The sequence below is a fragment of the Ruegeria sp. YTSC230 genome (assembly GCF_059609665.1).
The window spans coordinates 47,206-73,168 of record NZ_JBXWMC010000011.1; the positions used below are offsets into that span (position 1 = coordinate 47,206).

General features: G+C 57.9%; 28 protein-coding genes and 1 riboswitch. Of the genes, 15 read left to right on the forward strand and 13 right to left on the reverse strand.

Annotated elements, in window-relative coordinates:
- Positions 1-2: 2 nt before the first annotated feature.
- The 6 genes from AC2FD9_RS19540 to AC2FD9_RS19565 form a co-directional block, all read right to left on the reverse strand.
- Complete coding sequence (locus AC2FD9_RS19540) at positions 3-1,202, reverse strand: TCR/Tet family MFS transporter (protein ID WP_058273145.1); 1,200 nt, start codon at positions 1,200-1,202, stop codon at positions 3-5.
- Between the two features lie 67 nt (positions 1,203-1,269).
- Positions 1,270-1,998 carry an alpha/beta fold hydrolase gene (locus AC2FD9_RS19545; RefSeq protein WP_496838244.1) on the reverse strand — a complete coding sequence of 243 codons (729 nt, stop codon included), beginning with the start codon at positions 1,996-1,998 and terminating at the stop codon, positions 1,270-1,272.
- Positions 1,999-2,010: 12 nt separating this feature from the next.
- The gene (pcaD, locus tag AC2FD9_RS19550; protein ID WP_496757636.1) at positions 2,011-2,799 is read right to left on the reverse strand and encodes a 3-oxoadipate enol-lactonase; all 789 of its coding nucleotides are present in this window, start codon (positions 2,797-2,799) and stop codon (positions 2,011-2,013) included.
- Positions 2,800-2,858: 59 nt separating this feature from the next.
- Positions 2,859-3,833, reverse strand: a complete 975-nt coding sequence (locus AC2FD9_RS19555; protein WP_496838246.1) for a threonine ammonia-lyase — start codon at positions 3,831-3,833, stop codon at positions 2,859-2,861.
- Positions 3,830-4,657: an alpha/beta fold hydrolase gene (locus AC2FD9_RS19560; RefSeq protein WP_496838248.1), complete on the reverse strand. Its 828-nt coding sequence runs from the start codon at positions 4,655-4,657 to the stop codon at positions 3,830-3,832. Before AC2FD9_RS19560 ends, AC2FD9_RS19555 begins: the two co-directional genes overlap by 4 nt.
- Positions 4,657-5,343, reverse strand: coding sequence for a haloacid dehalogenase type II (locus AC2FD9_RS19565; protein ID WP_496838483.1), 687 nt, complete (start codon positions 5,341-5,343; stop codon positions 4,657-4,659). Before AC2FD9_RS19565 ends, AC2FD9_RS19560 begins: the two co-directional genes overlap by 1 nt.
- A 128-nt stretch (positions 5,344-5,471) precedes the next feature.
- Here AC2FD9_RS19565 and AC2FD9_RS19570 point away from each other — a divergent pair, with 128 nt between their 5' ends.
- Positions 5,472-5,900 carry an FKBP-type peptidyl-prolyl cis-trans isomerase gene (locus AC2FD9_RS19570; protein WP_058273150.1) on the forward strand — a complete coding sequence of 143 codons (429 nt, stop codon included), beginning with the start codon at positions 5,472-5,474 and terminating at the stop codon, positions 5,898-5,900.
- Between the two features lie 18 nt (positions 5,901-5,918).
- Here the strand turns inward: AC2FD9_RS19570 and AC2FD9_RS19575 are convergent, their stop codons facing one another.
- The 4 genes from AC2FD9_RS19575 to fabA are packed head-to-tail and all read right to left on the reverse strand — an operon-like array spanning position 5,919 to position 8,734.
- The gene (locus AC2FD9_RS19575) at positions 5,919-6,107 is read right to left on the reverse strand and encodes a hypothetical protein (RefSeq protein ID WP_058273151.1); all 189 of its coding nucleotides are present in this window, start codon (positions 6,105-6,107) and stop codon (positions 5,919-5,921) included.
- Positions 6,108-6,166: 59 nt separating this feature from the next.
- Entirely contained in the window at positions 6,167-6,958 is a 792-nt protein-coding gene (locus tag AC2FD9_RS19580) for an enoyl-ACP reductase FabI (protein ID WP_282120727.1), read from the reverse strand.
- Between the two features lie 5 nt (positions 6,959-6,963).
- Entirely contained in the window at positions 6,964-8,193 is a 1,230-nt protein-coding gene (fabB, locus tag AC2FD9_RS19585) for a beta-ketoacyl-ACP synthase I (RefSeq protein ID WP_496838486.1), read from the reverse strand.
- Between the two features lie 31 nt (positions 8,194-8,224).
- Positions 8,225-8,734 (reverse strand): bifunctional 3-hydroxydecanoyl-ACP dehydratase/trans-2-decenoyl-ACP isomerase, encoded by a 510-nt coding sequence (gene fabA / locus AC2FD9_RS19590; protein WP_058279458.1) that lies wholly within the window; start codon positions 8,732-8,734, stop codon positions 8,225-8,227.
- A 188-nt stretch (positions 8,735-8,922) separates the two neighbouring features.
- On the opposite strand from fabA, the gene irrA reads away from it, so the two are divergent.
- Positions 8,923-9,339, forward strand: a complete 417-nt coding sequence (irrA, locus tag AC2FD9_RS19595) for an iron response transcriptional regulator IrrA (RefSeq protein ID WP_058273233.1) — start codon at positions 8,923-8,925, stop codon at positions 9,337-9,339.
- A gap of 1 nt (position 9,340) precedes the next feature.
- Here the strand turns inward: irrA and AC2FD9_RS19600 are convergent, their stop codons facing one another.
- The gene (locus tag AC2FD9_RS19600; protein ID WP_496838488.1) at positions 9,341-10,231 is read right to left on the reverse strand and encodes a LysR family transcriptional regulator; all 891 of its coding nucleotides are present in this window, start codon (positions 10,229-10,231) and stop codon (positions 9,341-9,343) included.
- A gap of 86 nt (positions 10,232-10,317) precedes the next feature.
- Between AC2FD9_RS19600 and AC2FD9_RS19605 the strand changes: the two genes are divergently transcribed.
- Positions 10,318-11,115, forward strand: a complete 798-nt coding sequence (locus tag AC2FD9_RS19605) for a phytanoyl-CoA dioxygenase family protein (protein WP_496706838.1) — start codon at positions 10,318-10,320, stop codon at positions 11,113-11,115.
- 29 nt (positions 11,116-11,144) lie between these two features.
- Here the strand turns inward: AC2FD9_RS19605 and AC2FD9_RS19610 are convergent, their stop codons facing one another.
- On the reverse strand, positions 11,145-12,068 hold the full coding sequence (locus AC2FD9_RS19610) for a hypothetical protein (RefSeq protein WP_496838490.1): 924 nt from the start codon (positions 12,066-12,068) through the stop codon (positions 11,145-11,147).
- 60 nt (positions 12,069-12,128) lie between these two features.
- Between AC2FD9_RS19610 and miaB the strand changes: the two genes are divergently transcribed.
- The 10 genes from miaB to cmk all read left to right on the forward strand — a co-directional run bounded on the left by miaB (position 12,129) and on the right by cmk (position 22,670).
- A complete protein-coding gene (miaB, locus tag AC2FD9_RS19615; RefSeq protein ID WP_282120722.1) occupies positions 12,129-13,448 on the forward strand; it encodes a tRNA (N6-isopentenyl adenosine(37)-C2)-methylthiotransferase MiaB in 1,320 nt (439 codons plus the stop codon).
- A gap of 193 nt (positions 13,449-13,641) precedes the next feature.
- Entirely contained in the window at positions 13,642-14,397 is a 756-nt protein-coding gene (locus AC2FD9_RS19620) for an outer membrane protein (protein ID WP_496838492.1), read from the forward strand.
- A gap of 154 nt (positions 14,398-14,551) precedes the next feature.
- Complete coding sequence (locus AC2FD9_RS19625) at positions 14,552-15,574, forward strand: PhoH family protein (protein ID WP_058273235.1); 1,023 nt, start codon at positions 14,552-14,554, stop codon at positions 15,572-15,574.
- 39 nt (positions 15,575-15,613) lie between these two features.
- Positions 15,614-16,108 (forward strand): rRNA maturation RNase YbeY, encoded by a 495-nt coding sequence (gene ybeY / locus AC2FD9_RS19630; RefSeq protein WP_282120721.1) that lies wholly within the window; start codon positions 15,614-15,616, stop codon positions 16,106-16,108.
- 36 nt (positions 16,109-16,144) lie between these two features.
- Positions 16,145-17,032, forward strand: coding sequence for a hemolysin family protein (locus AC2FD9_RS19635; RefSeq protein WP_108860955.1), 888 nt, complete (start codon positions 16,145-16,147; stop codon positions 17,030-17,032).
- Positions 17,029-18,525, forward strand: coding sequence for an apolipoprotein N-acyltransferase (gene lnt / locus AC2FD9_RS19640; RefSeq protein WP_496838495.1), 1,497 nt, complete (start codon positions 17,029-17,031; stop codon positions 18,523-18,525). The genes AC2FD9_RS19635 and lnt overlap by 4 nt, the downstream gene beginning before the upstream one ends.
- Positions 18,526-18,567: 42 nt before the next feature.
- Positions 18,568-18,616, forward strand: a riboswitch (SAM-SAH riboswitch).
- A gap of 5 nt (positions 18,617-18,621) precedes the next feature.
- Positions 18,622-19,803: a methionine adenosyltransferase gene (metK, locus tag AC2FD9_RS19645; RefSeq protein ID WP_496838260.1), complete on the forward strand. Its 1,182-nt coding sequence runs from the start codon at positions 18,622-18,624 to the stop codon at positions 19,801-19,803.
- A 103-nt stretch (positions 19,804-19,906) separates the two neighbouring features.
- Positions 19,907-20,617 (forward strand): tRNA (guanine(46)-N(7))-methyltransferase TrmB, encoded by a 711-nt coding sequence (gene trmB, locus AC2FD9_RS19650; protein WP_496838498.1) that lies wholly within the window; start codon positions 19,907-19,909, stop codon positions 20,615-20,617.
- A 68-nt stretch (positions 20,618-20,685) separates the two neighbouring features.
- On the forward strand, positions 20,686-22,038 hold the full coding sequence (gene aroA, locus AC2FD9_RS19655) for a 3-phosphoshikimate 1-carboxyvinyltransferase (protein ID WP_282170746.1): 1,353 nt from the start codon (positions 20,686-20,688) through the stop codon (positions 22,036-22,038).
- Between the two features lie 5 nt (positions 22,039-22,043).
- Positions 22,044-22,670: a (d)CMP kinase gene (cmk, locus tag AC2FD9_RS19660; protein WP_496838499.1), complete on the forward strand. Its 627-nt coding sequence runs from the start codon at positions 22,044-22,046 to the stop codon at positions 22,668-22,670.
- A 30-nt stretch (positions 22,671-22,700) separates the two neighbouring features.
- Here the strand turns inward: cmk and AC2FD9_RS19665 are convergent, their stop codons facing one another.
- Positions 22,701-23,180 carry a YHS domain-containing (seleno)protein gene (locus AC2FD9_RS19665; protein WP_496838501.1) on the reverse strand — a complete coding sequence of 160 codons (480 nt, stop codon included), beginning with the start codon at positions 23,178-23,180 and terminating at the stop codon, positions 22,701-22,703.
- A 217-nt stretch (positions 23,181-23,397) separates the two neighbouring features.
- Between AC2FD9_RS19665 and AC2FD9_RS19670 the strand changes: the two genes are divergently transcribed.
- The gene (locus AC2FD9_RS19670) at positions 23,398-23,922 is read left to right on the forward strand and encodes a hypothetical protein (protein ID WP_282170749.1); all 525 of its coding nucleotides are present in this window, start codon (positions 23,398-23,400) and stop codon (positions 23,920-23,922) included.
- A 306-nt stretch (positions 23,923-24,228) separates the two neighbouring features.
- Positions 24,229-25,917, forward strand: a complete 1,689-nt coding sequence (locus AC2FD9_RS19675; RefSeq protein WP_282170750.1) for a tryptophan halogenase family protein — start codon at positions 24,229-24,231, stop codon at positions 25,915-25,917.
- Positions 25,918-25,963: the final 46 nt, after the last annotated feature.

The following is a 25,963-nucleotide window of genomic DNA, read 5'->3' on the forward strand; positions in this document are numbered from 1 at the left end:
AGTTATGCCATGACCCCACGTGAACGGGAAAACACAAGAAGACAGATCACCATCATGACGAATGCCAAGAGGAATGGTGCGCCTGGCAAGTAGATCGCCGCGTCGGGCTTGATGAACTGAGCGAACACGCTGGTCATGAGCAACGGTGCGATGACCATCGACAAAGCGTGCAAGGATGTCAGTACACCCTGCAGTTCACCCTGTTGCGAGTCGGGCGTCTTGCGCGACATCAGGGCCTGCAGGGCAGGGGTCACAACCGCTCCGATGGCGGTGATCGGGATCAGCATCAAGGCAATGATCCCATTGGTCAGGAAGGCCAGAAGAAAAAAGCTAAACAGCTCGAACCCCATGCCGTAGATGATTGTGACGCGTTCCCCCAAATACTTGGTTGCGGGACGGATCAGGCCGCCCTGAACGGCCGCCATGCCGATCCCGTAGACGCCTAGTGACAGGCCGATCATTTGTGGTGACCAGCCGAACCGTTCGGTTGTGAAATACGCCCAAATTGCCGGGTAGACATAGATCGATATTGAGTACAGGAGATAGACCCACAGCATCGGCCGGATCCCGGGCAACGCGGCAATCGCGCGCAACGAGTTCACTGGGTTTGCCCGCCTCAGGCTGAAGGCCCGGCGCGTCTTGTCGGTGACCGTCTCGGGCATGACACATACACCGATGACGAAGGCCAGTGCAGACAAGCCCGCCGCAGCCCAAAATGGTGCACGTGTGCCATATTCGCTCAGCAGCCCACCTAGTACCGGGCCAAAGACAAACCCGACGCCAAATGCTGCGCCCAATAGACCAAAGTTTGCAGCCTTTTCGTGGGGTTTCGACACATCCGCCATGAAGGCCGCCGCCGTTGCATGCGTGGCAGCCGTAATGCCTCCGACGATGCGTCCGGCCAACAGCAACCAGATGCTGCCCGCAAGCGCCATGACAACATAGTCCAGTGACATGACGAACAGCGAGACCAGCAATACCACCCGTCGCCCGTAAGCATCCGAAAGGTTACCCAGAACCGGTCCGAACACAAATTGCATGGCGGCAAACGCGGTGCTGAGGATGCCACCCCAGATCGCAGCTGTCGCCAATGTGCCGCCCTGAACTTCGACGATCAGTTCCGGCATGATAGGCAGGACAAGGCCGATGCCCATGGCGTCGATCATGACCGTGAGAAGGACGAAGAAAAAGGGAAGGCGCATTTGAACCGCAAGGATGATAATTTGGGCGGACCTTATCCGCAGACGATGCGGGTTGAAAGGGATGTGCTCAGACTTGTGACCCTGGCAGGTTTTTTGCGATTTTGTCCAACAAATCAGCGAGTTTTTGGGGTTGCGCAAAAAACGGGGAATGCGACGTGGCAATCGTATGCCGCATAGCTTCGGGTGCTTTATGGCTCATCTGTTCCTGGTATTCAGTCGGAATTGTCCGGTCCTTGGTTGTCCGAATATAAGCCTTAGGAACCCGGTCGAATTTGTCGCTCAGGGACAGGGGGGTGTCCTGTGGTGCGATGGCTTGAGGGCACAAGCGTGCAAACGCGTACGGCACCGTTTTGGGTGGGCAGTCATGATAGAACAGATCGTGCATTTTGTCCGGCTTAAACATGTACGACTGACCGTCGGTTGATTTTTCGACGGCATCATGGATTGTCTGCCGGGGTGCTCGTCTGCGCATTTCTACCATCGACAGGCCATCCTGCGGGACGTAGGCGGCAAGGTAGACAAGGGCGCGCATGGCCTCCGGCGTGGCTTCAGCCGCGGCACTGATCGGGTAGCCACCCCAGGAATGACCGACAATGATTGTATTGGGCGAGGTCGCATCCAAAATCGTGTCCCGACAGCTGTCCAACGTCACATCGGCAACAGGCGTCGGATCCGATCCGTGGCTGGGCAGGTCAATGGCGCGTACCTCGTGCCCCAGCGCTTCCAACGCCGGGATAAGGTCGCGCCAACACCAGGCACCGTGGCAGGACCCATGGACTAATAGAAGATCGGCCAAACCAAGGCTCCTTCAAACATGTCCGATTTCGGTCAGAAAGCTGTGCAGCAATGCCGCGTATTCTGCCGGCTGTTCCACACAAGGCAAGTGCCCAGCGCGTCGCATCAGCTCGAACCGAGAGCCGGGGATCAAGTCAACGGTTTCCCGCACAAGATCCGGTGGGGTCGATCCGTCCTCGCTGCCGGCGATGCCAAGGGTCGGCAGGCGTAGGCCACTGGTGGGGGTGTAGAAGTCTGTGCCAGAGATTGCCGCGCAGCAGCCCAGATAGCCATCCACTGGCTGGCGCACCATCATGTTGCGCCAAAGCAGATGCTCGGGCGATGCGCGGAATGCCTTGGAAAACCAGCGCTCCATGGTTGCATCAGCCAGGGCCTCGATCCCGCCCTTTTGTACCGCGTCCATGCGGTCCTGCCAGATCGAAGGGATGCCGATCTTGGCTGCGGTGTTGGACAGCACCAAGGCGCGGACCTGATCCAGACGTTTGACGGCCAGCCCTTGTCCGATCAGTCCGCCGATCGACAGGCCGACAAACACGCAATCGCGCACCTTCAGGAAATCAAGTAGACCTTCCGTATCGCGCACGAGGGCACCCATCGAATAAGGTGCCGGGGGTTGAGAGGACAGGCCGTGCCCGCGCTTGTCAAATCGGATGATACGCAGCCCGGCAGGCAGGTGCAGCAGCAAATCGTCCCACAGCCGCAGGTCGGTTCCCAATGAATTGGCAAACACAATCGGCGCGCCGTCTGGATCACCATCGATCCGATAGTGGATTTGCACGTTTCCAATGTCTGCAATTTGCACGACTCAATCCCCTGGCGTCATACGCACGATAGTAAGGTTGCCTCAGCCCAAACGGCTTGTCAGGTCAGGTATTCCAGCGCTTTTCCAAAGACTTCGGGGTCGGCGTTGCCGCCCGATGCCACAACGATCACTGCATCGCCTTCGATTTCGTCCGCGCGATACAGGGCCGAGGCCAGCGACACCGCTCCGCCTGGTTCCAGCACGATCTTGAGGCGCAAAAACGCATGCGCCATGGCGCGCAGCGCGTCTTCCTCGGACACCGACAGGCCCGGACCGCACAGCCTTTTCAGAATCGGAAAGGTGATCTGGCCCGGTTCCGGCGTCAGGATCGCATCGCAAATGTTGCCCGATGCAGCGTTGTTGCTTTGAATATGCCCTGTTGCCAAAGACCGTTTGACGTCGTCGAACCCCTGGGGCTCGCACGGGCGGGCTCGCAGCCCCGGCGCGTGGCCTTCCAGCGCCAGCGCAATGCCCGAGGTCAACCCGCCGCCGCCGCAGCACACCAGAACATCCGCCTTCTCGATACCCAAATCGGCCGTCTGCCGCGCCAGTTCCAGCCCGACGGTGCCTTGACCTGCGATGACCTGAGGTTCGTCGTAAGGCCGGATCAGGGTCAGACTGCGTTGGGACGCCAGTGCCTCGCCAATTTCTTCGCGGCTTTCGTTCGCGCGGTCATACAGAACGACCTCTCCCCCCAGCGCGCGGGTGTTGTTGATCTTTAGCTGCGGTGCGTCAGAGGGCATGACAATGACCGATGAAATCCCATGCTGAGCTGCAGCAAAGGCCACGCCCTGCGCGTGATTGCCCGAAGAATAGGCAATCACGCCGCGTTGTCGTTGCGCGTCGCTGAGCGCCGAAATGGCCGACCAAGCGCCGCGAAACTTGAAGCTGCCGGTGTGTTGCAGGCATTCGGGTTTCACCAGCACGCGGCGGCCAGCGATTTCGTCCAGAAACGGCGAGGTTAGAATCGGTGTCTCGCGAACATGCCCTCTAAGGCGCTCGGCGGCGGCCTCGATCATTTCTAGTGTGCTCATGCGGTGACCAGTACCTTGCGAATGAGTTCTACCGACTGTGGTTCATCCAGAAACGGGGGATGACCACGGTCGGGTATTTCTGCTGATATAAGATCAGGGTGGCGGTTGTGCATTTCGGTCAGCGTGTCTTTGCCCAAAATATCCGAATTTGCGCCGCGAATGACGCCGGTTGGAATGCTCTGCAGTGCTTCAAACAGGGGCCACAGATCAGGGGCGGGCCCTGCAGCGGCCTGTTCCAGAAGCGCTGTACGCAGTGCAGGATCATAGCTGAGGGTCAGACCATCAGGCGTTTCGTCGAATTGGACTTCCGCCTGCTGCCGCCAACGCGCTAGTGACACGCCGGGAAATTGGGGCCCCAAGACGTGCTGCAACGCCCGAGCCGCCAAATCATGTGTTTTGGAAACGGGCTGCTTGCCGACAAATTCCATGATCTTGGCGATACCCGATGGTTCCAGCACCGGGCCGACATCGTTCAGGACAACACCCAACAGCCGTTCGTGATGGCTGGCGGCAAGCGCCATGGCAATCAGTCCCCCACGCGAGGTGCCTATGACATTCACACGGTCCAAACCAAGATGGTCCAGCAACTCGATCGCGTCTTGAGATTCGCGAACGACGTTGTAGTTCATGAAGTCCGGGTCATGGTCCGAGCGTCCGCGACCACGGTAATCCATCGCAATTACCCGCATGTCGCCCAGATGCGGCGTGAGGAACGAAAAATCCTTGCTGTTGCGGGTCAACCCAGCAAGGCAAAGGACAGGTGCACCAGAGCCGGTGTCCTCGAAAAAAAGACGCCTGTTATCTGACGAAGTGAAAAATACCATTAAAGTCCAGCCAGTTGCGGAATCGTCGTTAGGTCGGACAGTACATGCGCAGGTTTCCATGGCAAGCGGTCCATCGGCTCCCCGGCGCGATTGACCCAGGCGGTTACAAAGCCATACCCGCTGGCACCAGCCGCGTCCCAGCCGTTTGAACTGACGAACAGCACCTCGTCACGGGCGCAGCCGAAACGCTCTTGCACAAGGTCATAGACACGCGAGTCCGGTTTGAACACGCCGACGCTTTCCACCGACAACACATCGTTCAAAACTTCTCCGATACCCGCAGACTGGACCGCGCCGTCCAGCATCGGAGGTGAACCGTTCGACAAAATCGCTGTTTGCAATCCACCCGATTTCAATGCGCGCAGCATTTCCGGAACTTCCGGGTAAGCCTGCAATTCCCAGTAGAGATCCAGCAACCGCTGCCGCAGGGTGGCGTCGCCGTGCAGCTCAGTCGCCTCAAGCGCCCAGTCGAGTCCATCCTGAGTGACATCCCAGAAATCCGCGTGCGCGTCCGTGACCGCGCGCAGCCAAGTGTATTGCAGTTGCTTCAGTCGCCAATGATTGGCCAGTTCGGGCCACTTTTGTTGCAGTTTCTCAAAGCCCGGCTCTCTGGCTGCTTGCCGCGCGGCGGCGGCCACATCAAACAGCGTTCCATACGCATCGAAAATGCAGGTTGTGATTGGCATCCGGTCCCCTCCTGATCGTCCGGCGCAGGTTTGCACAACAATAACGGGCATGAAAGAGGCCGGGGTTTACAATGTCGTGTTACCTCCTAGGCTTGGCCGCTAAACCCCAAAAGAGGCCGGAGACCAATATGACCGAAATCAAACAAGGCGACACGGTTCGCATCCACTACACAGGAACGCTGTTGGACGGAAACGTCTTTGACAGTTCCGAAGGACGTGACCCACTGGAATTCGTCGTTGGTACGGGCCAGATTATCCCGGGTTTGGATTCGGCGATGCCGGGTTTGAACATTGGCGACAAAAAGCGGGTCGAGATCGCCTGCGTGGACGCCTATGGCCCGATCAACCCCGCGGCGCGCCAGCAAATCCCGCGCGAAGGCATTCCGGACGATATTCCGCTGGATCCCGGCACCCAATTGCAGATGCAAACGCCGGACGGACAGGCCGTTCCGGTAACGGTGGTAGAGGTCGATGAAGCAACCGTCACGCTGGATGCCAACCATCCATTGGCCGGCCAGGATCTGATATTTGATATCGAGGTCGTTTCGATCAACTGATCTAGGAAACGAGTCGGATCAGCCTGTTATGAGGCTGATCCAGGCTTTGACGGTTTCCCGCATCTGCGGCTGTGTGAAAAACACAAACAACAATAGGGTGGTCAGGGCCAATAACGCGACAATGCCACGCGTGCCCAGAAATCCGGATCTGCGGCGCGACCGGATGCTGCGAGTGTTGCTGGAAAGGATATGTTCGGCTTTGCTCATGCCGATATCCCTGCCCGTGAAAGATGGTGAAATCTTGGCGCGGGCAGGGAAAGATCAGGTCACATGTGATCAGGTTGCGGCATGCCCAGAACGTGGAAGCCGCCATCGACGCGAATGATCTCACCCGACGTGCATGCTCCCGCATCTGAAGTGAGGTAAACGGCCGTGCCGCCAACAGCCTCGAGTGTTGCGTTCGAGCGCATGGGCGCGTTCTGATCGCAGAATTTGTAGGTCTTGCGGGCACCGCCGATTGCTGCACCGGCCAGTGTCTTCATCGGGCCGGGAGAGATCGCGTTGACGCGAATGCCTTCCGGGCCCAGATCGTTGGCCAGATAGCGGGTCGCCGATTCCAGCGCGGCCTTGGCCACACCCATGACGTTATAGTTCGGAACAACCTTGTTCGATCCCTGATACGTCAGGGTCAGCAGCGTCCCGCCATTCTCTTGCATCAGCGGATAGGCGCGGCGCGCAACCTCGATGAAGGAATAGGCGGAAACATCCATCGAGTGTTTGAAGTTGGCCCGCGTTGTGTTCAGAAAACGCCCTGTCAGTTCGGATTTGTCCGAATAGGCAATGGCATGAACCACGAAGTCGATGGTGGGCCAGCGCGCGCCAAGCTCTTCGAATGCGCGATCCAGTGAGGCGTCATCCGTGACGTCCGCGTCCACCATGAAATCACTGCCCAGGCTTTGGGCCAACGGCTCAAGGCGCTTTCCGAAGGCTTCGCCCTGATAGGTGAATGCCAGTTCAGCACCGGCCTCATGCATGGCCTTGGCAATGCCCCACGCGATCGAGCGGTCATTGGCCACGCCCATGATCAGGCCGCGTTTACCTTTTAGAAGATCCGACATTACATTCACCCGTTATACTTCGACAGAATCATGGAGCCGTTGGTGCCGCCAAAGCCGAAGCTGTTGGTCATCACACTGTCCAATCCTGCGTTTTCAACTACTTGAGTTGCAATTTCACCGGGCAAGATGCCTTTGGCAAGCGTATCGACATTGATCGACGGCGTAATAAAATCATTTTCCAGCATCAGCAGGCAGAAGATCGCCTCAAGCGCGCCTGCGGCGCCCTGTGCGTGTCCGGTCATCGACTTGGTCGATGAAATCGGGGGCACATTGCCTTCGCCAAAGATGCGGCGCACAGCTTCAACTTCGCCTACATCTCCGACCGGGGTCGAGGTGCCGTGGGCGTTGATATAGCCGACTTTGCGCCCTTCGGGCATGGTCGACAGAGCCAGACGCATCGCGCGCTCGCCACCTTCACCGGACGGAGCCACCATGTCGTGGCCATCAGACGTGGCCGCATACCCGGTCACTTCGGCATAAATCTTTGCGCCGCGGGCCAACGCGTGTTCCAGATCCTCTAGAACGACGATCCCGCCACCGCCTGAGATGACGAATCCATCACGGTCCTGGTCAAACGCACGCGAGGCTTTGTCCGGCGTGTCATTGTATTTCGACGACATCGCGCCCATCGCGTCGAACAGGCAGGACAGTGTCCAGTCCAGCTCTTCTCCACCGCCAGCGAACATCACGTCCTGTTTGCCGAGCATGATCTGTTCGGCTGCGTTGCCGATGCAATGCAGCGAGGTCGAGCAAGCCGAGGTGATCGAGTAGTTGATACCCTTGATCTTGAACGCGGTCGCAAGGTTGGCCGAAATCGTCGAACACATGCATTTTGGCACGGCGAACGGGCCGATACGCTTAGTCGCACCAGTTTTCAGGACTGTCTGATGCGCTGTCAGCATCGCGCTGGTTGACGGACCGCCGGAACCGGCCACCAAACCGGTGCGCGGGTTCACGACCTGGTCTTCGGTCAGGCCCGCGTCGGCGATTGCCTGGTTCATGGCGATATGTGCGTATGCTGCACCGGGACCCATGAAGCGAAGGGTACGCTTGTCTACATGCTCAGCCGGATCAATCTTGAGCGTTCCGGCGATTTGGCTGCGAAAGCCGTGTTCGACCATCTGCTCGTTGGCCTCGATGCCGGACTTTCCGGCCTTGAGAGAGGCCATTACTTCCTGGGCATTGTTCCCGATGGAGGACACAACCCCCAAACCGGTGACAACTACTCGACGCATGTGCGTGCTCCTTATTTCGGGCCGGTCAGGCTCAGGCTTCGGACAGAACGACTTTCATGTCTTTGACATCGTAAATCATTTCACCGTCCGCTTCGACGATACCATCCGCCACACCCATGGTCAGACGGCGGGTCTGGATCGCTTTTTTGAAGTCGATCTTGTAGGTCAGCATCTTGCGGTCGGGGCGGACCATGCCGGTCAGCTTGACCTCGCCGACACCTACGGCCATGCCGCGTCCCTGCCAGCCACGCCAGCCCAGGTTGAAACCGGTCAGCTGCCACAGGCCATCCAGCCCCAGACAGCCGGGCATGATCGGGTTGCCGGGGAAGTGGCAATCAAAGAACCACAGGTCAGGGGTGATGTCGAATTCAGCCAGAATATGGCCTTTGCCATGCGCGCCACCATCGGCCGAGATGTCGGTGATCCGATCCATCATCAGCATCGGAGGTGCAGGCAATTGCGCATTGCCCGGGCCGAATAATTCGCCACGGGCGCATTTCAGCAGATCGTCCTTGTCAAAGCTGCTCGGGAATTGGGCCATTCTGCCGCCTCTCCTGCCAGGGGTCCGTTCGTTATATCTGGCCTCGTCTAGCACCCGCATGCAAGGTCCTGCAAGAGCAGCACGTCACATCCTGTTGTGCAGACGGCATTCTTTGCGAATGAATTTCATTTGAAATTACCCGAACACAGCACCTATATATGGTTCAGCAACAATTGGGTTTCGGATTGATGACACCTCAGAGCCAGAACAGAGCTACAGATTGGTTGGTTGACGCGGGGCTGCGCCCAACGCGCCAGCGTGTCGCTTTGGCCGAGCTTTTAGTCGGCGATGGACGCCATCGGCACGTCACTGCCGAAAGCCTGTTTGAGGCGGCCAAAAAGAATGGGGACGCGGTATCTCTGGCAACGGTCTACAACACGCTGCGCGCGTTTTGTGATGCCGGAGTTCTGCAGGAGATTACGGTTGATGGTTCGAAAAGCTATTTCGATACCAATACCCACGATCATCCGCACTTTTTCTGGGAAGACGAAAGCCGCCTGAGCGATGCGCCGTCGGATCAATTGGTGATTCAACGCCTGCCCGAAGCGCCCGAGGGCGTTGAGATCGCGTCGGTCGATGTGGTGATCCGTCTGCGGAAAAAATAACTCAGGCCAAAAACTCCATCAGAATCTGTTCCGCCTGCGCGATGTGTGGCTCTGTAGGGCCGGTGCCATGACGGGCCAGAACCACAGGTTCCGCAGCGATGTCATCCAGGATTCGACGACTGACCAGGGGCATTCCGTCATAGCTGAGGTCCGAGGGCGAGGTGGCATAGCTGATCGCAACCCCCTCGTGATGCGCGGCAAGACTGCGTTGGATTTCCAGCGTTGCCGCCCGGTGTGCCACTGAAGGTCGCAATCCGATCTGCCGAAACAGTCCAAGCACGTGCTGTGATGAGAGGCCTTCGTTTGACAGGATCAGCGGATGGGCGGCCAGCTCGCTCAGCGAAACAGACGGCGCGCGCACCAATGGGTGGTCCGGGGCCATGATGGCGTTTGGCCTGCTGGGGAAAAGGGTCTGCTGTTGAAATCCGGCATCCATGCTCAGGCCGTAAGTCAGCGCCAAATCTATGCGCCCGTCGATCAGGTCGGTAATCAGCCCTTCGAACCCGTCTACCTTGTACGAAACGGTCAAATCCGGCAGTGCCATGCGCAGTGGGCGCAGCGCCTTGGCCAGCAAAAACGGGGCCAAATCCACGAAACACCCCAATCGTAACTGTGCCCTGGTTGCACTGACTTGATCCGCTTTCTCAAGCCGGGCCGCATTGGTCAGCAAGTTTTCCGCGTCTTCGATAAATCTGCGTCCTTGCGGGGTCAGCGCCAGCGCGGCCCCGCGTTTTCGCGAAAATAGCGGATGGCCAAGATGCGATTCGACGCGCGTCAGAGCGGTGGACAGCGCCGGTTGTGACACGTTCAGCTGCTGCGCGGCGGCAGACAAGCTGCCGAAGCGGCCGATAGCACAGACATATTCGTATTGGCGAAGTGAAATATATAACATGAAATTAAACCTACCTTAGAAAGATATTATTTGAACAGAGGGGTCATCCATGTGCAGATCGTCGTACCACCGGCACGGAGACAGACATGACGCACCCCTTGGTTACTCACGAAATGATCGACACCTATCAACGGGACGGCGTGGTCCTGATCAAAGGGCTATTTGCCGATCACGTTGAGGCCCTGCGCGAAGGTGTGGCAGCGAATATGGCGGATCCCGGACCTTATGCATCCGAGAACAAGAAAAAAGGCCAGACGGGTCGGTTTTTCGACGATTATTGCAATTGGTCGCGCATTGAACAATTTCAGACGGTAATTCACGAATCCCCGGCGGCAGAAGTCGCGGCAGATTTGATGCAGTCGGATACAGTGCAGATGTTCCACGACCACGTTTTGGTCAAAGAGCCCGGAACCTCGATGGCGACGCCGTGGCATCAGGATGGGCCCTATTACTTTGTTGAAGGGCAGCAAACGATCAGCTTTTGGTCGCCGCTTGATCCGGTCACGCAAGCCACACTGCGCTGTGTGGCAGGCTCGCACCGGTGGGAGAAAGAGGTCTTGCCGACTCGCTGGGTGTCGGAAGATGGGTTCTTTCCCGACGAAGGCCAGTACATCCCGGCCCCGGACCCGGATGCCGAAGGGATGCGGGTTGTCGAGTTTGAGATGGATCCGGGCGACGCGGTTGCTTTCAACTATCGCACGCTTCACGGTGCGCGAGGAAATCAATCCGACAGCCGCCGCCGCGCGTTTTCACTGCGTCTGGTTGGTGACGATGCGCGATATGTCGAGCGGCCAGGCCGGACATCGCCGCCGTTTCCGGGGCATGACATGGTTCCGGGCCAGCGCTTGCGCGAGGATTGGTTTCCGATGTTGCTGCGGCGGTGATCAGACACCGGATAGGTCATTGAGGCGGGTCAGAACCACTGGCCCGTTTCGATCAGCCCCAACTCAAGCAACTGATTTGACGACCATTCGAACGGAATCGAATTGCGCCAGCGGAATGTCGGAATGTCGAAAGTAGATCCTGCGTTGGTTTTCAAGGCTTTGGCAGCCCGGAACGAGCACACCGCAGCCGTTAGGTTGTGGTGCCACGGGCAGGAATACGTGTTGTATTCTTCGTCGTTGAACGTGTGATCCGGTCGCAATGACAATCCTTGCTTGGATTTGAATAGGGCGATCCGATCAATTCGGCGGCTTTGAGCGGGAACGTGTTCTTCGAACCGCCATCGCAAACCACCAGACATATCCAGCTGGCGCTCCTTCGGGTGCTTTATCGAATCCAGCCGCGCCTGGGCGAAATACCCGGTGCGATCCATCATCGCGTGTTCAGGTGCGACGCCGTTCGGGAATTCGTTCAGATCCTCGGCATAAAGATCGACAACATGGCTCAGCACCGAGTCGCGGCGTTCTTCGGTGTGAAACGCCAGCATTTCACCGATTGTGCGCGTCTCGCAAAAGGGAAAAAAGAGGTACTCGGCGTTGAAGCAGTAATACATCCACAAACTTGGCGCCGCCTGAATGATCCTGTTGATCGTCTCAAACACGACGGTGCGCGGGACGCAGCTGAGAGAGACGCGGTGAACTCGGTCCTCAAGCTCGGGGTCCAGCGCAAATTCCTGCGGCATGAACACGATCAGGGACTTGAAGCCCAGATTCAGATGATGACGGATGGTGCTATCAGTTTCGACGTCATCTTCGACAAAAACCAACGCGAGGGGTCCCTTTGCCAAAGCGGCCTTGCTCGTTTGCAGGAAAGAGTCGAGAGATTCGTATTGCATTGCCTGTCCGCTGCCGCCTTGCTGGAGTTTCGGGTCAAAATCGGGTAATCGCGTCGCCATTGCAAGCGGCGTTCGTAGGGTATAGACGACGCCGATCCCGCGAATGCAAAGGCCGTTTTCATGTCAGAACCCAAAAAGCTGTACATCAAGACCTATGGTTGCCAGATGAACGTATACGACAGCGAGCGTATGGCGGAAACACTGGGCGGTCAGGGCTACGTGGAAACCAAAAGCCCCGATGATGCGGATATGATCCTGCTGAACACCTGCCATATTCGGGAAAAAGCTGCGGAAAAAATCTATTCCGAGCTTGGCCGGTTTAAAGGTTTGAAGACCGAAAAGCCCGACCTCAAGATCGGTGTTGCTGGATGTGTTGCACAGGCAGAAGGCGAAGAGATTATGCGCCGCCAGCCGATTGTTGACCTTGTTGTCGGTCCGCAAAGCTATCACCGCCTGCCCGAGATGGAGGCGAAGACGCGCACCGGTGCCAAGGCGCTGGACACTGATTTCCCCGAAGAAGACAAGTTCGAGAAACTCAAAAACCGTCCCAAGGCGAAACGCGGACCGACCGCATTTCTGACGGTGCAGGAAGGCTGCGACAAGTTCTGTGCCTTCTGCGTAGTGCCGTATACGCGGGGGGCCGAAGTCAGCCGTCCCGCCGATCGTATCCTGCGCGAGGCGAACGATCTGGTCGAACGCGGGGTGCGCGAAATCACTCTGCTGGGGCAGAACGTCAACGCCTATCACGGCGCTGGTCCGAATGGTGACATGACGCTGGCCGGTCTGATCTGGGAGCTGAACAAGGTCGACGGGCTGGAGCGGATCCGGTTCACCACCTCACACCCCAACGACATGGCCGACGACCTGATCGAGGCGCACGGGACGTGCGACAAGCTGATGCCTTATCTGCATCTGCCGGTTCAGTCGGGTTCGGATCGCATCCTCAAGCGAATGAACCGCAGCCACACCGCCGAGAGCTATCTGCGCCTGATCGAGCGCATTCGCGCCGCGCGCCCGGATATCGTGATGTCCGGCGACTTCATCGTCGGCTTCCCTGAAGAGACCGAAGAGGATTTTCAGGCCACCATGGATTTGGTGGAAGAGGTCAAATACGGATATGCGTATTCGTTCAAATATTCGACCCGCCCCGGAACACCGGCGGCTGAGCGGTCTCAGGTTGATCCCAAGGCTGCGGATGACCGTCTGCAGCGGCTTCAGGGGTTGATTACCCGTCACCAGCGCGAGATTCAGGACGCGATGGTTGGTCGGGACGTGAAAGTTCTGTTTGAAAAACCGGGTCGTCTGCCAGGTCAGATGGTCGGAAAATCCGAGTATCTTCATTCGGTTCACGTATCTGACGCTGATGTTGCGGTGGGCGAATTGCGCGATGTCCGGATCATGTCATCGGGCGCAAATTCACTGGCGGGTGCGTTGCGCTAACGCGTCCGTTATTTGGATTTTGGAAACCATACGGATTTGTTAATTCCAAATTTACCCTTGATTTATTACTCGGAATTATGTTCCGAGAAAAATCAGGTTGCTTAGGGGTCGAGTGTTTTGTGCCTTTGGGAAACCTCATCTCTTGCCGACGGGATGGGCAGGTCGGTGAATGGAAAGGGTACGAGTGAAGACTTTGAAACGTTTTTCTGGGCGGCTGTTGAGATCCGCCCTTACAACCGCGATCGCTGTTTCGGTGCTTCCCGGCGTGACCGCTGCAGGCAATCTGGATCAAGGTCTCTCTGACCCTCCTGTCGTCAACCCAAAACGGTTCGGCAGTGACGTCAGCGCCTTTTATCTGGGTGCTACGGGCGCGTACGCTTTCGGGGGCGACGATCGATTTGGACTGACTGGACCCGGCGGAACCTCGGAAGTAGGCGACCTGGACCTGAGCGGTTCGTTGGGTGGCGTGCGTGCCGGGTGGCGCGGCGTTTTGCCTGCGCGCGGCGGGCGCGACTATGTTTACGGGTTTGAGCTTGGGTACGAGTTCGGCTCGCTTAGCGATGACGCCTCCAACCAGATCAACGGCCAGACGGTCACGGGCGGGTCCGAAATATCGGACGTGTTCTCGATTCGGCTGCGCAATGGCCTGACCAATAAAAGCGGTACAGTGTTGTATTTTGTGTCGGCTGGATATGTGAATGGCGACATCAACACAACAAGCAGACAGGCCGTCCAGGGGGGCTCTCAATTCTTCGAAAGTGGCGGCCGACGCAGCGGCTTTACCGCCAGCATCGGGGTCGAACATAACCTGACCGAACACTGGTCGATCACGGGTGAGTTCGAATACGTTCAGTTCAGCGCTGAAAACGTGGATTTCGGCAATGGAACCTCAACCAGATCGACACCGAAGTATCGTGGTCTGAAGCTGGGTTTGAACTATCGGTTCTGACACGCCGACTAAAACAGCGGCGCCAACGGGTACCGCGCACGGGCCGGGCGCATTGGCGGTTTTGCCATTTGGGCGGAAAAAATGAAACTGTGGCTTGCGCCCACCGAGACTTCCTGTCTACGCTCAAGGTGAAACGCCAAGACAGGAGAGCGGATTGGCCATCGGTGCCCTAAACCCACCGCAAGATGAAATGCCTCAGCGCGAAGCGTTTGTTGAGTTTCCAGACAACCGATTGTTAATAGACCTGTGCGGGGAATATGACCGCAATCTGACAGATATTGAGCAAAAGCTATCTGTTCAAATTGTGCGCCGCGGGAATCAGCTGGCCGTTATGGGTGACGAAGACGCCCAGAAGCAGGCCATCGAGGTTCTGCAGGCGCTGTACACACGCCTGGAAGGCGGACGTGACGTCGAAGCGGCCGATGTGGACCGCGAGTTGCGGATGGGTGGCTCGGAGACGGGAACCGGCAGCCGCGACGGTGATCAGCTTGAGATGTTCAGAGGCGGCACGGTCGAAATCAAGACGCGCAAGAAACTGGTCGAGCCGCGCACGGATGCGCAAAAGGCTTATGTCCAGTCGCTGTTCCAGAACGAACTGGCCTTTGGAATTGGCCCTGCCGGTACAGGTAAGACCTATCTTGCCGTGGCCGCTGGCGTGTCGATGTTTATCGGAGGCCATGTAGATCGGATCATTCTCAGCCGCCCTGCAGTCGAAGCTGGCGAAAAGCTGGGCTATCTGCCCGGCGACATGAAGGACAAGGTCGATCCTTACATGCAGCCGCTGTACGACGCATTGAATGACTTTCTTCCCGGAAAGCAGTTGGCCAAGCTGATCGAAGAAAAGCGAATCGAAATTGCGCCGCTGGCCTTCATGCGGGGGCGTACGCTGGCGAATGCGTTTGTTGTGCTGGACGAAGCTCAGAACGCCACGACCATGCAGATGAAAATGTTCCTGACGCGTCTGGGTGAAGGTAGCCGAATGGTGATCACTGGTGACCGCTCGCAGGTTGACCTGCCGCGCGGTGTTCAGTCAGGGTTGGCCGATGCCGAGCGTTTGTTGAATACGATACCAAACATCAGCTTCAATTACTTCACGTCCAAGGATGTTGTGCGCCACCCGCTTGTGGCCGCCATTATCGAAGCGTATGAGGCCGACTCGGGCCGCGAGAAAGCATAGTCGTTCCGGTTGCGGCCACAGGGCTTTGGACACGGTGAGATGAACCTGGAAGTGACGATCGAAGATGCGCGCTGGCAACAGCTTGAACCGTTGGCCGCGCGCGCGATAAAGGCAGTTTTGGACTTTTGCGATCTGGACGCCGAGCTGTGCGAAGTCAGCCTGCTGGCCTGCGATGATGCGCGAATTGCTGATCTGAACGCGGAATTTAGGGAAAAGCCCACTCCGACCAATGTGCTGAGTTGGCCAGCTGAAGATCTGGCCGCTGATGAAGCTGGGCAGAGACCTGCCCGACCCGCGCCAGACTTTACGGGCGAAATCGCGCTGGGCGACATTGCGATCTCTTTCGATACTTGCGCCCGCGAAGCAGCCGACGCCAACAAAACTATGGACGATCACGTCACGCATCTGATCATTCACGGAGTGTTGCACTTGCTGGGCTATGACCACATCCGTGACCCCGACGCCACTTTGATGGAAGAGGTCGAGGTCGAGATACTTGGCAAAATGGGTATAGATGACCCATATAGTATGTAATAGTGGCCGCATTGGCCGATCATTTGGAACAGGATTATGGGCGATACAGACGGCAGTTCTATGGCGGCGCAGAGCGCGCAACCGAAGGACAGCGGTGAAAATGCCAGCAAAAATGCTGGCTTCTTTTCTCGAATAGTGGACGCGTTCTCGCCGCAGAGCGACGAAGAGGTCAGCGCGACCAATGGACATGAGGTCGACATGGTTCAGCCTCGCGGCATGATCAATCTGCGGCGAATGCGGGTCGAAGATGTGGCTATTCCGACGGCGGAAATCGTGTCTGTGCCCTCGACAATCAGCAAGGATGAGCTGGCCCAGGTTTTCCGCGACAGCGGCCTGTCCCGGATCCCCGTCTACGAGGGAACGCTTGATACGCCTTTGGGGTTTGTGCACCTCAAGGATTTTGCGCTTACGCACGGATTTAATGGCACGGGTTCAGAGTTTGATCTGGTCTCGATGCTGCGCACTTTGCTGTTTGTGCCGCCGTCGATGCCTATTGGCGTGTTGTTGACGAAGATGCAGACCGAACGCCGCCATATGGCGCTGGTGATTGACGAATACGGCGGTGTTGATGGTCTGGTATCGATCGAGGATCTGATCGAACAGGTGGTCGGTGAGATTGCGGATGAGCACGATGCCGACGAAGGCCAGCTTTGGATACAGGAAAAGCCCGGCTACTATGTCGTGCAAGCCCGCGTCCCCTTGGAGGAATTTGAGGCCGAGATAGGGCGTTCTCTGACAAGTCACGAGGACGTGGACGAGGAAGAAATCGACACCTTGGGCGGATTGGTCTTCATGCTGTCTGGTCGCGTCCCAGCACGGGGCGAGGTCGTGTTGCATCCCGAAGGTCCCGAGTTCGAGGTGATTGACGCCGACCCGCGCCGGATCAAACGTCTGCGTGTCATGTTGCCGGATCGCGTTGAATGAACCCTGCACAGGGCTGGCCGTTTTGGTTGCGGTTAATATCCGCAGCTCTGCTGGGCGCGATCGCGGCGTTTGGGCTTGCTCCGTTCGGCATTTGGCCGGCAACAATGATCGCATTGGTCCTGCTGTCGCCTCTGTTTCTAACGACTGAGACGCGGGTGAAGGCGGCGTGGTTGGGCTGGGCCTTTGCGACCGGATATTTCGCGCATGCACTCAGTTGGATTGTCGAGCCGTTCCTTGTTGATGTCCAGCGTCACGGATGGATGGCGCCTTTTGCCCTGACATTCATGGCAGGCGGCCTCGCTCTGTTTTGGGGGCTTGCCTTTTGGCTGGTGCGGCGTCCCGACAGCGATGGCGTATCACAGGCCGTGTTTCTGGCGATTTCAATCTCACTGCTGGAATTTGCCCGAGGGTATGTCCTGACGGGGTTTCCCTGGGCGGGGCTGGCGCAGGTCTGGGTGAATACACAGGTCGCGCAGCTATTGTCTCTGTTCGGGCCATATGGGCTGGGCGCGGTGACTTTGCTGGCGACTTTGCCGCTCGGGGCCGCGCTGTCGCGGCGCGATGGCTATGTGGTTCCGTCAGTCCTGACCGTTGGAACCGCGTGTTTCGCATTGATTTATGCCATGTCGCGCCCGGTTGTTACGGACACTGACAATGTTGTCCGCCTCATTCAACCAAATGCACCCCAGCATCAGAAATGGGATCCGGATTACGCCCCGCTGTTTTTTGCCCGACAACTAGAGTTTACGGCGGCGGCCCCGCGACCGGATTTGATTGTCTGGCCGGAAACCTCGGTTCCTGCATGGCTGGGCAGTGCGCAGCCTTATCTGACCGCAATCGCCGATGCCGCGCAGGGGACGCCCGTATTTCTGGGTATTCAGAGAGGGGACGGCCCGCGCATTTACAATTCGATGATCTATCTGGATGAAGATGGCCGGCAGCAGGGGCTTTATGACAAGCATCATCTGGCGCCCTTTGGCGAATATGTCCCATTTGGTGACATCTTGGCTCAGTTCGGAATTTACGGAATGGCTGCCACCACCGGTAATGGCTTTAGCGCCGGACCGGGGGCTTCGCTGATGGACGCTGGCAAGCTGGGGAAAGCCTTGCCGCTTATTTGCTATGAGGCGGTTTTCACTCAGGACGTCTTGTCTGCACCGGGTCGTGCCGATTTTCTGCTGCAGATCACCAATGACGCTTGGTTCGGTACGCGCTCGGGACCTTACCAGCACCTGGCTCAGGCGCAAATGCGCGCCATCGAGCAAGGGTTGCCAATGATGCGGTCGGCAAATACCGGAGTGTCGGCGATGATTGACCCGCTGGGTCGGGTTACAGAAGCTTTGCCGTTGGGGCAGGCCGGTTTTGTCGATGCGACATTGCCCAACGGGCTGGCTCCGACAGTGTACGCCCGGCTGGGTGATGCACCGGTCTTCGTCGCGCTGTTGGCGCTCTATGCGCTGCTTTCACGCAACGCGAGAAGACAACAACGGTAATTTCGGATTGACGCTGTGTTTCATGGTGCGTATCCCCTTGCATGCTCATCACAACGGCTTCCTGGCGTGATGGGAAAACCTTAATGGAGCACTTTCATGTCCCGACAGAACTACACATTTACTTCGGAGTCCGTTTCCGAAGGGCATCCGGATAAGGTTTGTGACCGGATTTCTGATGCCGTGCTTGACGCATTTCTGAATGAAGAACCCGAAGCGCGCGTGGCGTGCGAAACCTTTGCTACGACTGACCGGGTCGTCATCGGTGGCGAAGTAGGTCTGTCTGATCAGGAAAAGCTGCACGACTACATGGGCCGCATCGACGAGATTGCGCGCGCCTGCATCAAAGACATCGGATACGAGCAGGACAAGTTCCACCACGAAACCGTCGAGGTAACGAACCTGCTGCACGAACAGTCCGCACATATCGCCCAAGGTGTTGATGCCGCCGCAGACAAGGACGAAGGTGCCGGTGACCAGGGCATCATGTTCGGTTATGCGACCACGGAAACGCCTGCGCTGATGCCGGCACCAATCCAGTATTCTCACGCGATCCTGCGCCGTCTTGCCGAAGTGCGCAAGAATGGCAGCGAGCCCGCGCTGGGTCCTGACGCAAAATCTCAATTGTCGGTCGTTTACCGTGACGGAAAGCCAGTCGGTGTCAGCTCGATCGTGTTGTCGACACAACACCTGGACGAAGCGTTGAGCTCGGCCGACATCCGCGCGATTGTCGAACCTTACATTCGTGAATCTCTGCCCGAAGGGTGGCTGAGCGACGAAACCGAGTGGCACGTGAACCCCACTGGCAAATTCGTGATCGGTGGCCCGGATGGTGACGCAGGTCTGACCGGGCGCAAGATCATCGTAGACACTTATGGTGGCGCAGCCCCGCACGGCGGCGGCGCGTTCTCGGGTAAGGACCCGACCAAGGTGGACCGTTCGGCCGCGTATGCCGCGCGTTACCTAGCCAAGAATGTTGTGGCCGCCGGAATGGCAGAACGCTGCACGATCCAGCTAAGCTATGCGATTGGTGTGTCCAAGCCGCTGTCTATCTATGCCGACACTCACGGCACTGGTGAAATCCCGGACGCAGAAATCGAAAAGGCTGTTGGTCAGGTCATGGATCTAACCCCGCGCGGTATCCGGCAGCACCTGCAGATGAACAAGCCTATCTATCAGCGCACGGCGGCTTACGGCCACTTTGGCCGCGAACCCGAGGCGGATGGCGGTTTTAGCTGGGAACGGACCGATCTGGCCGATGCGCTGAAAGCCACGGTCTGATCCGAATTATCAAAGCGCGCCGACAACGGCGCGCTTTTTTTGTTGGCCGGTGATTACTACGCCCCTCTTGAACCAACCTCGGCGTCGCAGTATGGCCACCGCCATGAGCACCGAGACTCCACAACGCCCGCGCAGAAACTTCTATGGCCGCTTCAAAGGGAAAACCCTGAAGCCCAGCCAAAAGACCTATCTGAACGAAGACCTTGATGCACTGTCACCGGGTGCGGTGGATTGGGAAACCAATCCCGAACGCCATCCGCTGGATCTGAACGCTCTGTTCGATGGCAGGGACGTCTGGCTTGAGGTCGGCTTTGGTGGGGGTGAGCATCTTGTGCACCAGGCTGCCAGCAACCCCGATATCGGCATTATTGGGGCCGAACCGTATATTAACGGCGTCGCGATGCTGTTGGGTAAGATTCGTCAAGCCGGGGTTGAAAATCTGGCGGTGCATCCGGGCGATGTGCGCGATCTGTTCGATGTTCTGCCCGAGGCCAGCATCTCTCGCGCCTTCCTACTGTATCCCGACCCATGGCCCAAGACACGGCACCACCGTCGCCGTTTCGTGACGCAGGAACATCTGGAGCCTTTGGCCCGTGCCCTGAAGCCGGGGTCTATTTTTCGCGTTGCTACGGACATTCCCGACTATGTGCGCCAGACATTGGAAGAGGTGCCGCGCGCCGGGTTCGAATGGCTGGCCGAGCGTCCTGCTGACTGGCGCGAGCCCTGGGATGACTGGATTTCCACCCGCTATGAACAGAAGGCCCTGCGTGAAGGCCGTACGCCACACTACCTGACCTTCCGCCGCAAAGACTGATTGCGGCTGGACCAACCGGCCCCAATTCGCTAATCCGCCTTGAACTGATAGCGAAAACAGGAGCCCCCATGTCCGGACACGGCACGCCCATCCCGATGACCTCGCATCCCTGCGGCCCGCTGACCGGAACCGCAGAGGTGCCCGGTGACAAATCTATTTCGCACCGGTCGCTGATCCTGGGTGCGATGGCCGTGGGCGAGACCCGGATCTCGGGTCTGTTGGAAGGTGAAGATGTTCTGGACACCGCCAAGGCCATGCGCGCCTTCGGGGCTGAGGTCACTGACCATGGCGGCGGCGAATGGACTGTGCATGGTGTAGGTGTCGGTGGCTTTGCCGAACCCGATCAGGTGATTGATTGCGGCAACTCGGGCACCGGTGTTCGCTTGATTATGGGCGCGATGGCGACCTGTCCGATTTCGGCGACTTTTACGGGCGACGCTAGCCTGAATAAACGCCCGATGGCGCGGGTCACAGATCCGCTGGCGCTGTTTGGAACGCAATCGGTGGGCCGTTCAGGGGGGCGCTTGCCGATGACTATCGTTGGCGCGGCTGACTCCACGCCGGTGCGCTACGAGGTACCCGTGCCTTCCGCCCAGGTAAAATCTGCGGTGCTGCTGGCTGGCCTCAATGCCCCCGGCAAAACTGTGGTGATCGAGAAAGAGGCCACACGGGACCATTCCGAGCGGATGCTGGCGGGCTTTGGTGCGGAAATCACCGTTGAGGACACCGATGAGGGCCGGGTTATCACTCTGACTGGTCGCCCCGAGTTGAAACCGCAGGTCATCGCCGTGCCACGCGACCCGTCCAGCGCGGCCTTTCCGGTCTGCGCGGCGCTGCTCACGCCTGGGTCGGACGTTTTGGTGCCGGGCATCGGCCTGAACCCCACCCGTGCGGGGTTGTTCACTACGCTGCGCGAGATGGGTGCAGACCTGACCTATGAGAATGAGCGCGAAGAGGGCGGCGAACCTGTCGCCGATCTGCGCGCAAAGTACTCGCCGGATATGAAGGGGATCGATGTTCCACCGGAACGCGCGGCCTCGATGATTGATGAATACCCGGTTTTGTCCGTGATTGCGGCAAATGCCACCGGTGTCACGATGATGGGCGGCGTAAAAGAACTGCGCGTAAAGGAAAGCGACCGGATCGACGCAATGGCCCAGGGCCTGCGCGCCAATGGTGTAACTGTCGAAGAAGGTGATGAATGGTGGTCGGTTGAAGGGCTGGGCATCGGCAACGTCCCCGGTGGCGGCACCTGCGAAAGCTTTCTGGACCACCGGATCGCCATGTCGTTCATGATTTTGGGGATGGGGGCCAAAAAGGGTGTAACCGTCGACGATGCGGGCCCGATCGCCACTTCGTTCCCGATTTTTGAACCTTTGATGGCCACGTTGGGTGCGAAACTGCAGCGAAATAATCGGTAGGTTTGATGTCGGATTCAAAGTTCACAATCGCCATTGACGGACCAGCTGCAGCGGGCAAGGGCACGATCTCAAAAGCGGTCGCGGCCCGGTTTGGGTTCGCGCATCTGGACACCGGGCTTTTGTACCGCGCGGTCGGCAGACGGACCTTGCAAGGACTGGAGCCGATTGCGGCAGCACAAGCATTGACCCCCGAAGAGTTGGAGCAGGGCGATTTGCGCAGGGCCGAGATTGCGCAAGCAGCCTCAAAAGTAGCTGTGATCCCCGAGGTTCGGGCTGCGTTGGTTGACTTCCAACGGGCGTTTGCGCGCCGCAGCGGGGGCGCTGTGCTGGATGGTCGCGACATCGGTACAGTGATTTGCCCCGAGGCCGAGGTGAAACTGTTCGTCACCGCCAGTCCCGAAGTTCGGGCCGAGCGTCGGTTCCTTGAGCTCAGCGCGAAGGGCAATGATATCTCGCGTGAACAGGTGCTGTCGGACGTAAAAGAGCGCGACGCGCGGGATACGGAACGTAGCACTGCGCCGATGAAGCCGGCAGAGGATGCAGTCCTGCTGGACACGTCAGATTTGAGCGTCGAAGCCGCGTTGGAAAAAGCTATCAAGGTCATTGAAGCAAAAAAGCCTGCACGGTCGTAACCGTGCAGGCCTTGGTCTTTTGTGGCCAGATTACAGTTCTCCGACCGCGATGCTTTTGATCTTGGACCACTGATTGTCAGCGGTTTCGGATGTGGCAGAGACATCTTCAAGGAACGCCGCGCGAGTATCTGCGTTCAGGAACAGATACAGCTTTCCGTCAGCCACCAAGTATTGATCCGGATCGCCGTCGAATTTTTTGCCGACAGAAACGCCGAACGAACAGAACCCGCCATGTTGTGGCAGGTAGGCCGCCGGGTTGGCCTCGAACGCTTCGAGATTGGCGGCGCTCGTGAAGTAATAGGATGCGCCGTCATAAGTGGCCGAGTGGGTGGCAAAGCCATCGACCGGGTTGCCGTCGTTAACGAGAGTCACCAGATCGACCCCATGCGCGGCAAGTGGCGCACCTGCGGCAGAAATACCGTTTGATACGTTGATCTCATCCGCAGCAAAGGCCGGGGCTGCGATCAGGGGCAATGTGGCGATCAGGGTGGTAAGAACGAGAGACTTCATTTGTATTTCCTTTCCGGTTCAGAGTCCGGCCAGCAGGTCCGCCAGCCGCTGACCAAAGCTAGGAACTAGGTTCTGAACGAGCTATCGCAGAAAGCCCTGAGTATCTTGCAGATCGTTCAAAGCTGTCGGTGCCTTCGAAATACTGTTCACCAAGCTTTGTTTGGTCAGGTCTGCGCCCCGACCCTATTGTCGATCCATAGCCTGCAGGAGCGATGCCATGATCCGACTAGCCTTATTGATGATTTTCCTTGCCGGAGGTGCATTGGCCCAAGAGACGGCTGAGCCGGAACCCCCAATGACGTATGAGCGGTTGGGAAAGATCATCTTTGCGCTCGATCCTGACGCGAAACCGTTTGGACCGGGGTTTGAGCTGAAGGTTGGGGACGTAACGGTGCTGGTTGTTACGGATATCAATGCGGATCGGATGCGGGCCATGGTCGCGATTGGCAGCGCCGAAGATTTGTCGCCCGCTGACCTTGAACGCGTGATGCAGGCGAATTTTGACAGTACGCTAGACGCGCGTTACGCGCTCGCGAATGGTATCTTGTGGGCTGCGTACATCCATCCGCTATCCCGGCTGGACAAGAACCAACTGATCTCGGGGCTGGCCCAGACAGTGAATATCGCCAAGACTTATGGCACCTTGTACACCGGTGGCGCGGCGGAATTCGGAGGGGGCGACAGCCAGGATTTGCAGCGCGATCTGATCGAAGAGCTTCTGAAAAAAGGTGAGGAAATCTGACACGCGCCCGGGAATTGCGTTTGCTCTGATTTCAAGTTGCCGCGCAGAAGCTGCGGTCCATCGGCGGCCCGGTCTGCCTTTAACACATCGCGGTTATGTGTACTGCCCGGGGCAGGGTGCCGTGACTGAGCGTCGCTTTGCCGAAAGAAGGAAAGTACATTCAAGACAGGGCGCGCTAGACCCTAGCTGGACGCAGGAAACCTGCTATGCTTTGCCCATGCCAGAAGGGAAGGCTGCCATACAATCCTCAAAAACAAAAAGGGGAAGCAGCCAAAAAATCCCTCAAGCCAACAGGGACAGAACAATATGAATAATCGTTTGCGTAAGATCACTATCGTGGGTGGTGGCACAGCGGGTTGGATGACCGCGCTGATACTGGACATGGTGTTTTCACGCACCTCGGCCCGCAAGGATCGCCCGCGCATCTGCCTGATCGAAAGCCCCAATATCGCCACCGTGGGTGTCGGTGAGGCCACGGTGCCGCGTATGCCGGTCACACTGCGCCAAGCGGGCATTTCCGAGCGGGATTTTTTTCGCGAGACCAATGCATCGTTCAAGCTGGGCGTGAAGTTCTGCAATTGGAACAAGGACGCAAAGGGCAACCGCATCGACTACGTGAACCCTTTTGCCCACGGTCAGTTGTTGGAAGGATTGGAAGCCGCCGAATACTTCTTGCGCTTTGGCAATGGTGATCGGGACTTTACGCAATCCATCTCGCCGCATGACGATCTGGCCCGCCTGTGCAAGGGCGGGCGACCGCTGGGTCAGCCCGAGTTCGAACAACGGTTTGGCTACGCATATCATCTGGACGCCGTGAAATTTGCGGGCATGCTGACCAAGGTCTGCACCAAGCGCGGGGTTGAGCACATTCAGGATGAGGTGCAGGCGGTTGAGCTGGATGAACAGGGCAATGTCAGCCATCTGATGTTAGAGCGTAAGGGCCGCCACGACATCGAGATGGTCATAGATTGCACCGGGTTCCGCGGTTTGATCATCAACAAAGCACTGGGTGAGCCGTTTATGGATTACTCGGATTACCTGCCCAACGACCGCGCCATGGCGTTGCAGATTGAACATCCCGACCCAGAGAAAATCGAAAGCGTCACCCGGTCTACCGCGCTGGGCGCCGGTTGGACATGGCGGGTGCCGCTCTACAACCGTGTGGGCACAGGCTATGTGTATTCATCGGCGCATCGCACGGATGATCAGGCGGCGGATGAATATCTCGAATGGTTGGGCGACAGCGGCAAAGGTTTGACACCACGCGTGATCCCGATGCGTATCGGGCGCGTGCGCAATGCCTGGGTCAAGAACTGCCTGGCAATCGGTCTGTCCGGCGGGTTCATTGAACCGTTGGAAAGTACCGCGATCCATATGGTTGATCATGCGGTGCGCTGGTTCGCAGAACATCTGCCTACACGCGATATCGAACCATCGCTGCGGGCAAGATATAACCGGCAAATGAACCAGATGTATGATGAGGTCCTAGATTTCATCTGTCTGCACTATCGCCTGGGCAACCGCACGGATGATCAATATTGGATCGATGCGCGCACAGAGATGAAGATACCGGATCGTTTGGCCGAAAACCTGGAATTGTGGCAGCACCGCCTGCCCATGGAGCACGATATCGAATTTGCCACACTGTTTAATTTCCGCGTTTATCAGACGGTTCTTTTGGGCAAGCAGGTCTATGACACCGGCTATGGGACTGGCATCCGTGATCGTCTGCGGCCGTTGAAGAAACCGATCTGGTTCCAGTGGTGGAAGGGCGCGAAGGTGGATCTTGCGCAGATCCTCAAGGCGATGCCGGATCACAAAACACTGCTGCGCGATATCCGAGGAGAGCTGGAGCAACCGCCAGCCTTTGGTATGGCGGCTGCGATGCAACCGACCGTCGCGATGCCGGGCGAACAACTTGCACCCGTGGCAATCCAGAACATGCCGAACCTTGCCGAAATCCAAAGCGGCAAGAAGGACCTGCAACTGTTCTAGAAGGTCCTAGCGCTCCGCGCAGCTTTGCGGTGGTGGCAGCATTGAA

Coding starts and splice junctions, on each gene's coding strand:
- AC2FD9_RS19605 (WP_496706838.1), top strand. CDS start 10,318: ATGACGCACCCCTTGGTTACTCACGAAATGATCGACACCTATCAACGG.
- AC2FD9_RS19575 (WP_058273151.1), bottom strand. CDS start 6,107: ATGAGCAAAGCCGAACATATCCTTTCCAGCAACACTCGCAGCATCCGG.
- irrA (WP_058273233.1), top strand. CDS start 8,923: ATGACACCTCAGAGCCAGAACAGAGCTACAGATTGGTTGGTTGACGCG.
- fabA (WP_058279458.1), bottom strand. CDS start 8,734: ATGGCCCAATTCCCGAGCAGCTTTGACAAGGACGATCTGCTGAAATGC.
- metK (WP_496838260.1), top strand. CDS start 18,622: ATGTCCCGACAGAACTACACATTTACTTCGGAGTCCGTTTCCGAAGGG.
- AC2FD9_RS19560 (WP_496838248.1), bottom strand. CDS start 4,657: ATGGTATTTTTCACTTCGTCAGATAACAGGCGTCTTTTTTTCGAGGAC.
- AC2FD9_RS19540 (WP_058273145.1), bottom strand. CDS start 1,202: ATGCGCCTTCCCTTTTTCTTCGTCCTTCTCACGGTCATGATCGACGCC.
- AC2FD9_RS19555 (WP_496838246.1), bottom strand. CDS start 3,833: ATGAGCACACTAGAAATGATCGAGGCCGCCGCCGAGCGCCTTAGAGGG.
- AC2FD9_RS19580 (WP_282120727.1), bottom strand. CDS start 6,958: ATGTCGGATCTTCTAAAAGGTAAACGCGGCCTGATCATGGGCGTGGCC.
- aroA (WP_282170746.1), top strand. CDS start 20,686: ATGTCCGGACACGGCACGCCCATCCCGATGACCTCGCATCCCTGCGGC.
- AC2FD9_RS19665 (WP_496838501.1), bottom strand. CDS start 23,180: ATGAAGTCTCTCGTTCTTACCACCCTGATCGCCACATTGCCCCTGATC.
- AC2FD9_RS19570 (WP_058273150.1), top strand. CDS start 5,472: ATGACCGAAATCAAACAAGGCGACACGGTTCGCATCCACTACACAGGA.
- fabB (WP_496838486.1), bottom strand. CDS start 8,193: ATGCGTCGAGTAGTTGTCACCGGTTTGGGGGTTGTGTCCTCCATCGGG.
- lnt (WP_496838495.1), top strand. CDS start 17,029: ATGAACCCTGCACAGGGCTGGCCGTTTTGGTTGCGGTTAATATCCGCA.
- cmk (WP_496838499.1), top strand. CDS start 22,044: ATGTCGGATTCAAAGTTCACAATCGCCATTGACGGACCAGCTGCAGCG.
- AC2FD9_RS19635 (WP_108860955.1), top strand. CDS start 16,145: ATGGGCGATACAGACGGCAGTTCTATGGCGGCGCAGAGCGCGCAACCG.
- ybeY (WP_282120721.1), top strand. CDS start 15,614: ATGAACCTGGAAGTGACGATCGAAGATGCGCGCTGGCAACAGCTTGAA.
- AC2FD9_RS19610 (WP_496838490.1), bottom strand. CDS start 12,068: ATGGCGACGCGATTACCCGATTTTGACCCGAAACTCCAGCAAGGCGGC.
- AC2FD9_RS19675 (WP_282170750.1), top strand. CDS start 24,229: ATGAATAATCGTTTGCGTAAGATCACTATCGTGGGTGGTGGCACAGCG.
- AC2FD9_RS19600 (WP_496838488.1), bottom strand. CDS start 10,231: ATGTTATATATTTCACTTCGCCAATACGAATATGTCTGTGCTATCGGC.
- miaB (WP_282120722.1), top strand. CDS start 12,129: ATGTCAGAACCCAAAAAGCTGTACATCAAGACCTATGGTTGCCAGATG.
- AC2FD9_RS19670 (WP_282170749.1), top strand. CDS start 23,398: ATGATCCGACTAGCCTTATTGATGATTTTCCTTGCCGGAGGTGCATTG.
- trmB (WP_496838498.1), top strand. CDS start 19,907: ATGAGCACCGAGACTCCACAACGCCCGCGCAGAAACTTCTATGGCCGC.
- AC2FD9_RS19565 (WP_496838483.1), bottom strand. CDS start 5,343: ATGCCAATCACAACCTGCATTTTCGATGCGTATGGAACGCTGTTTGAT.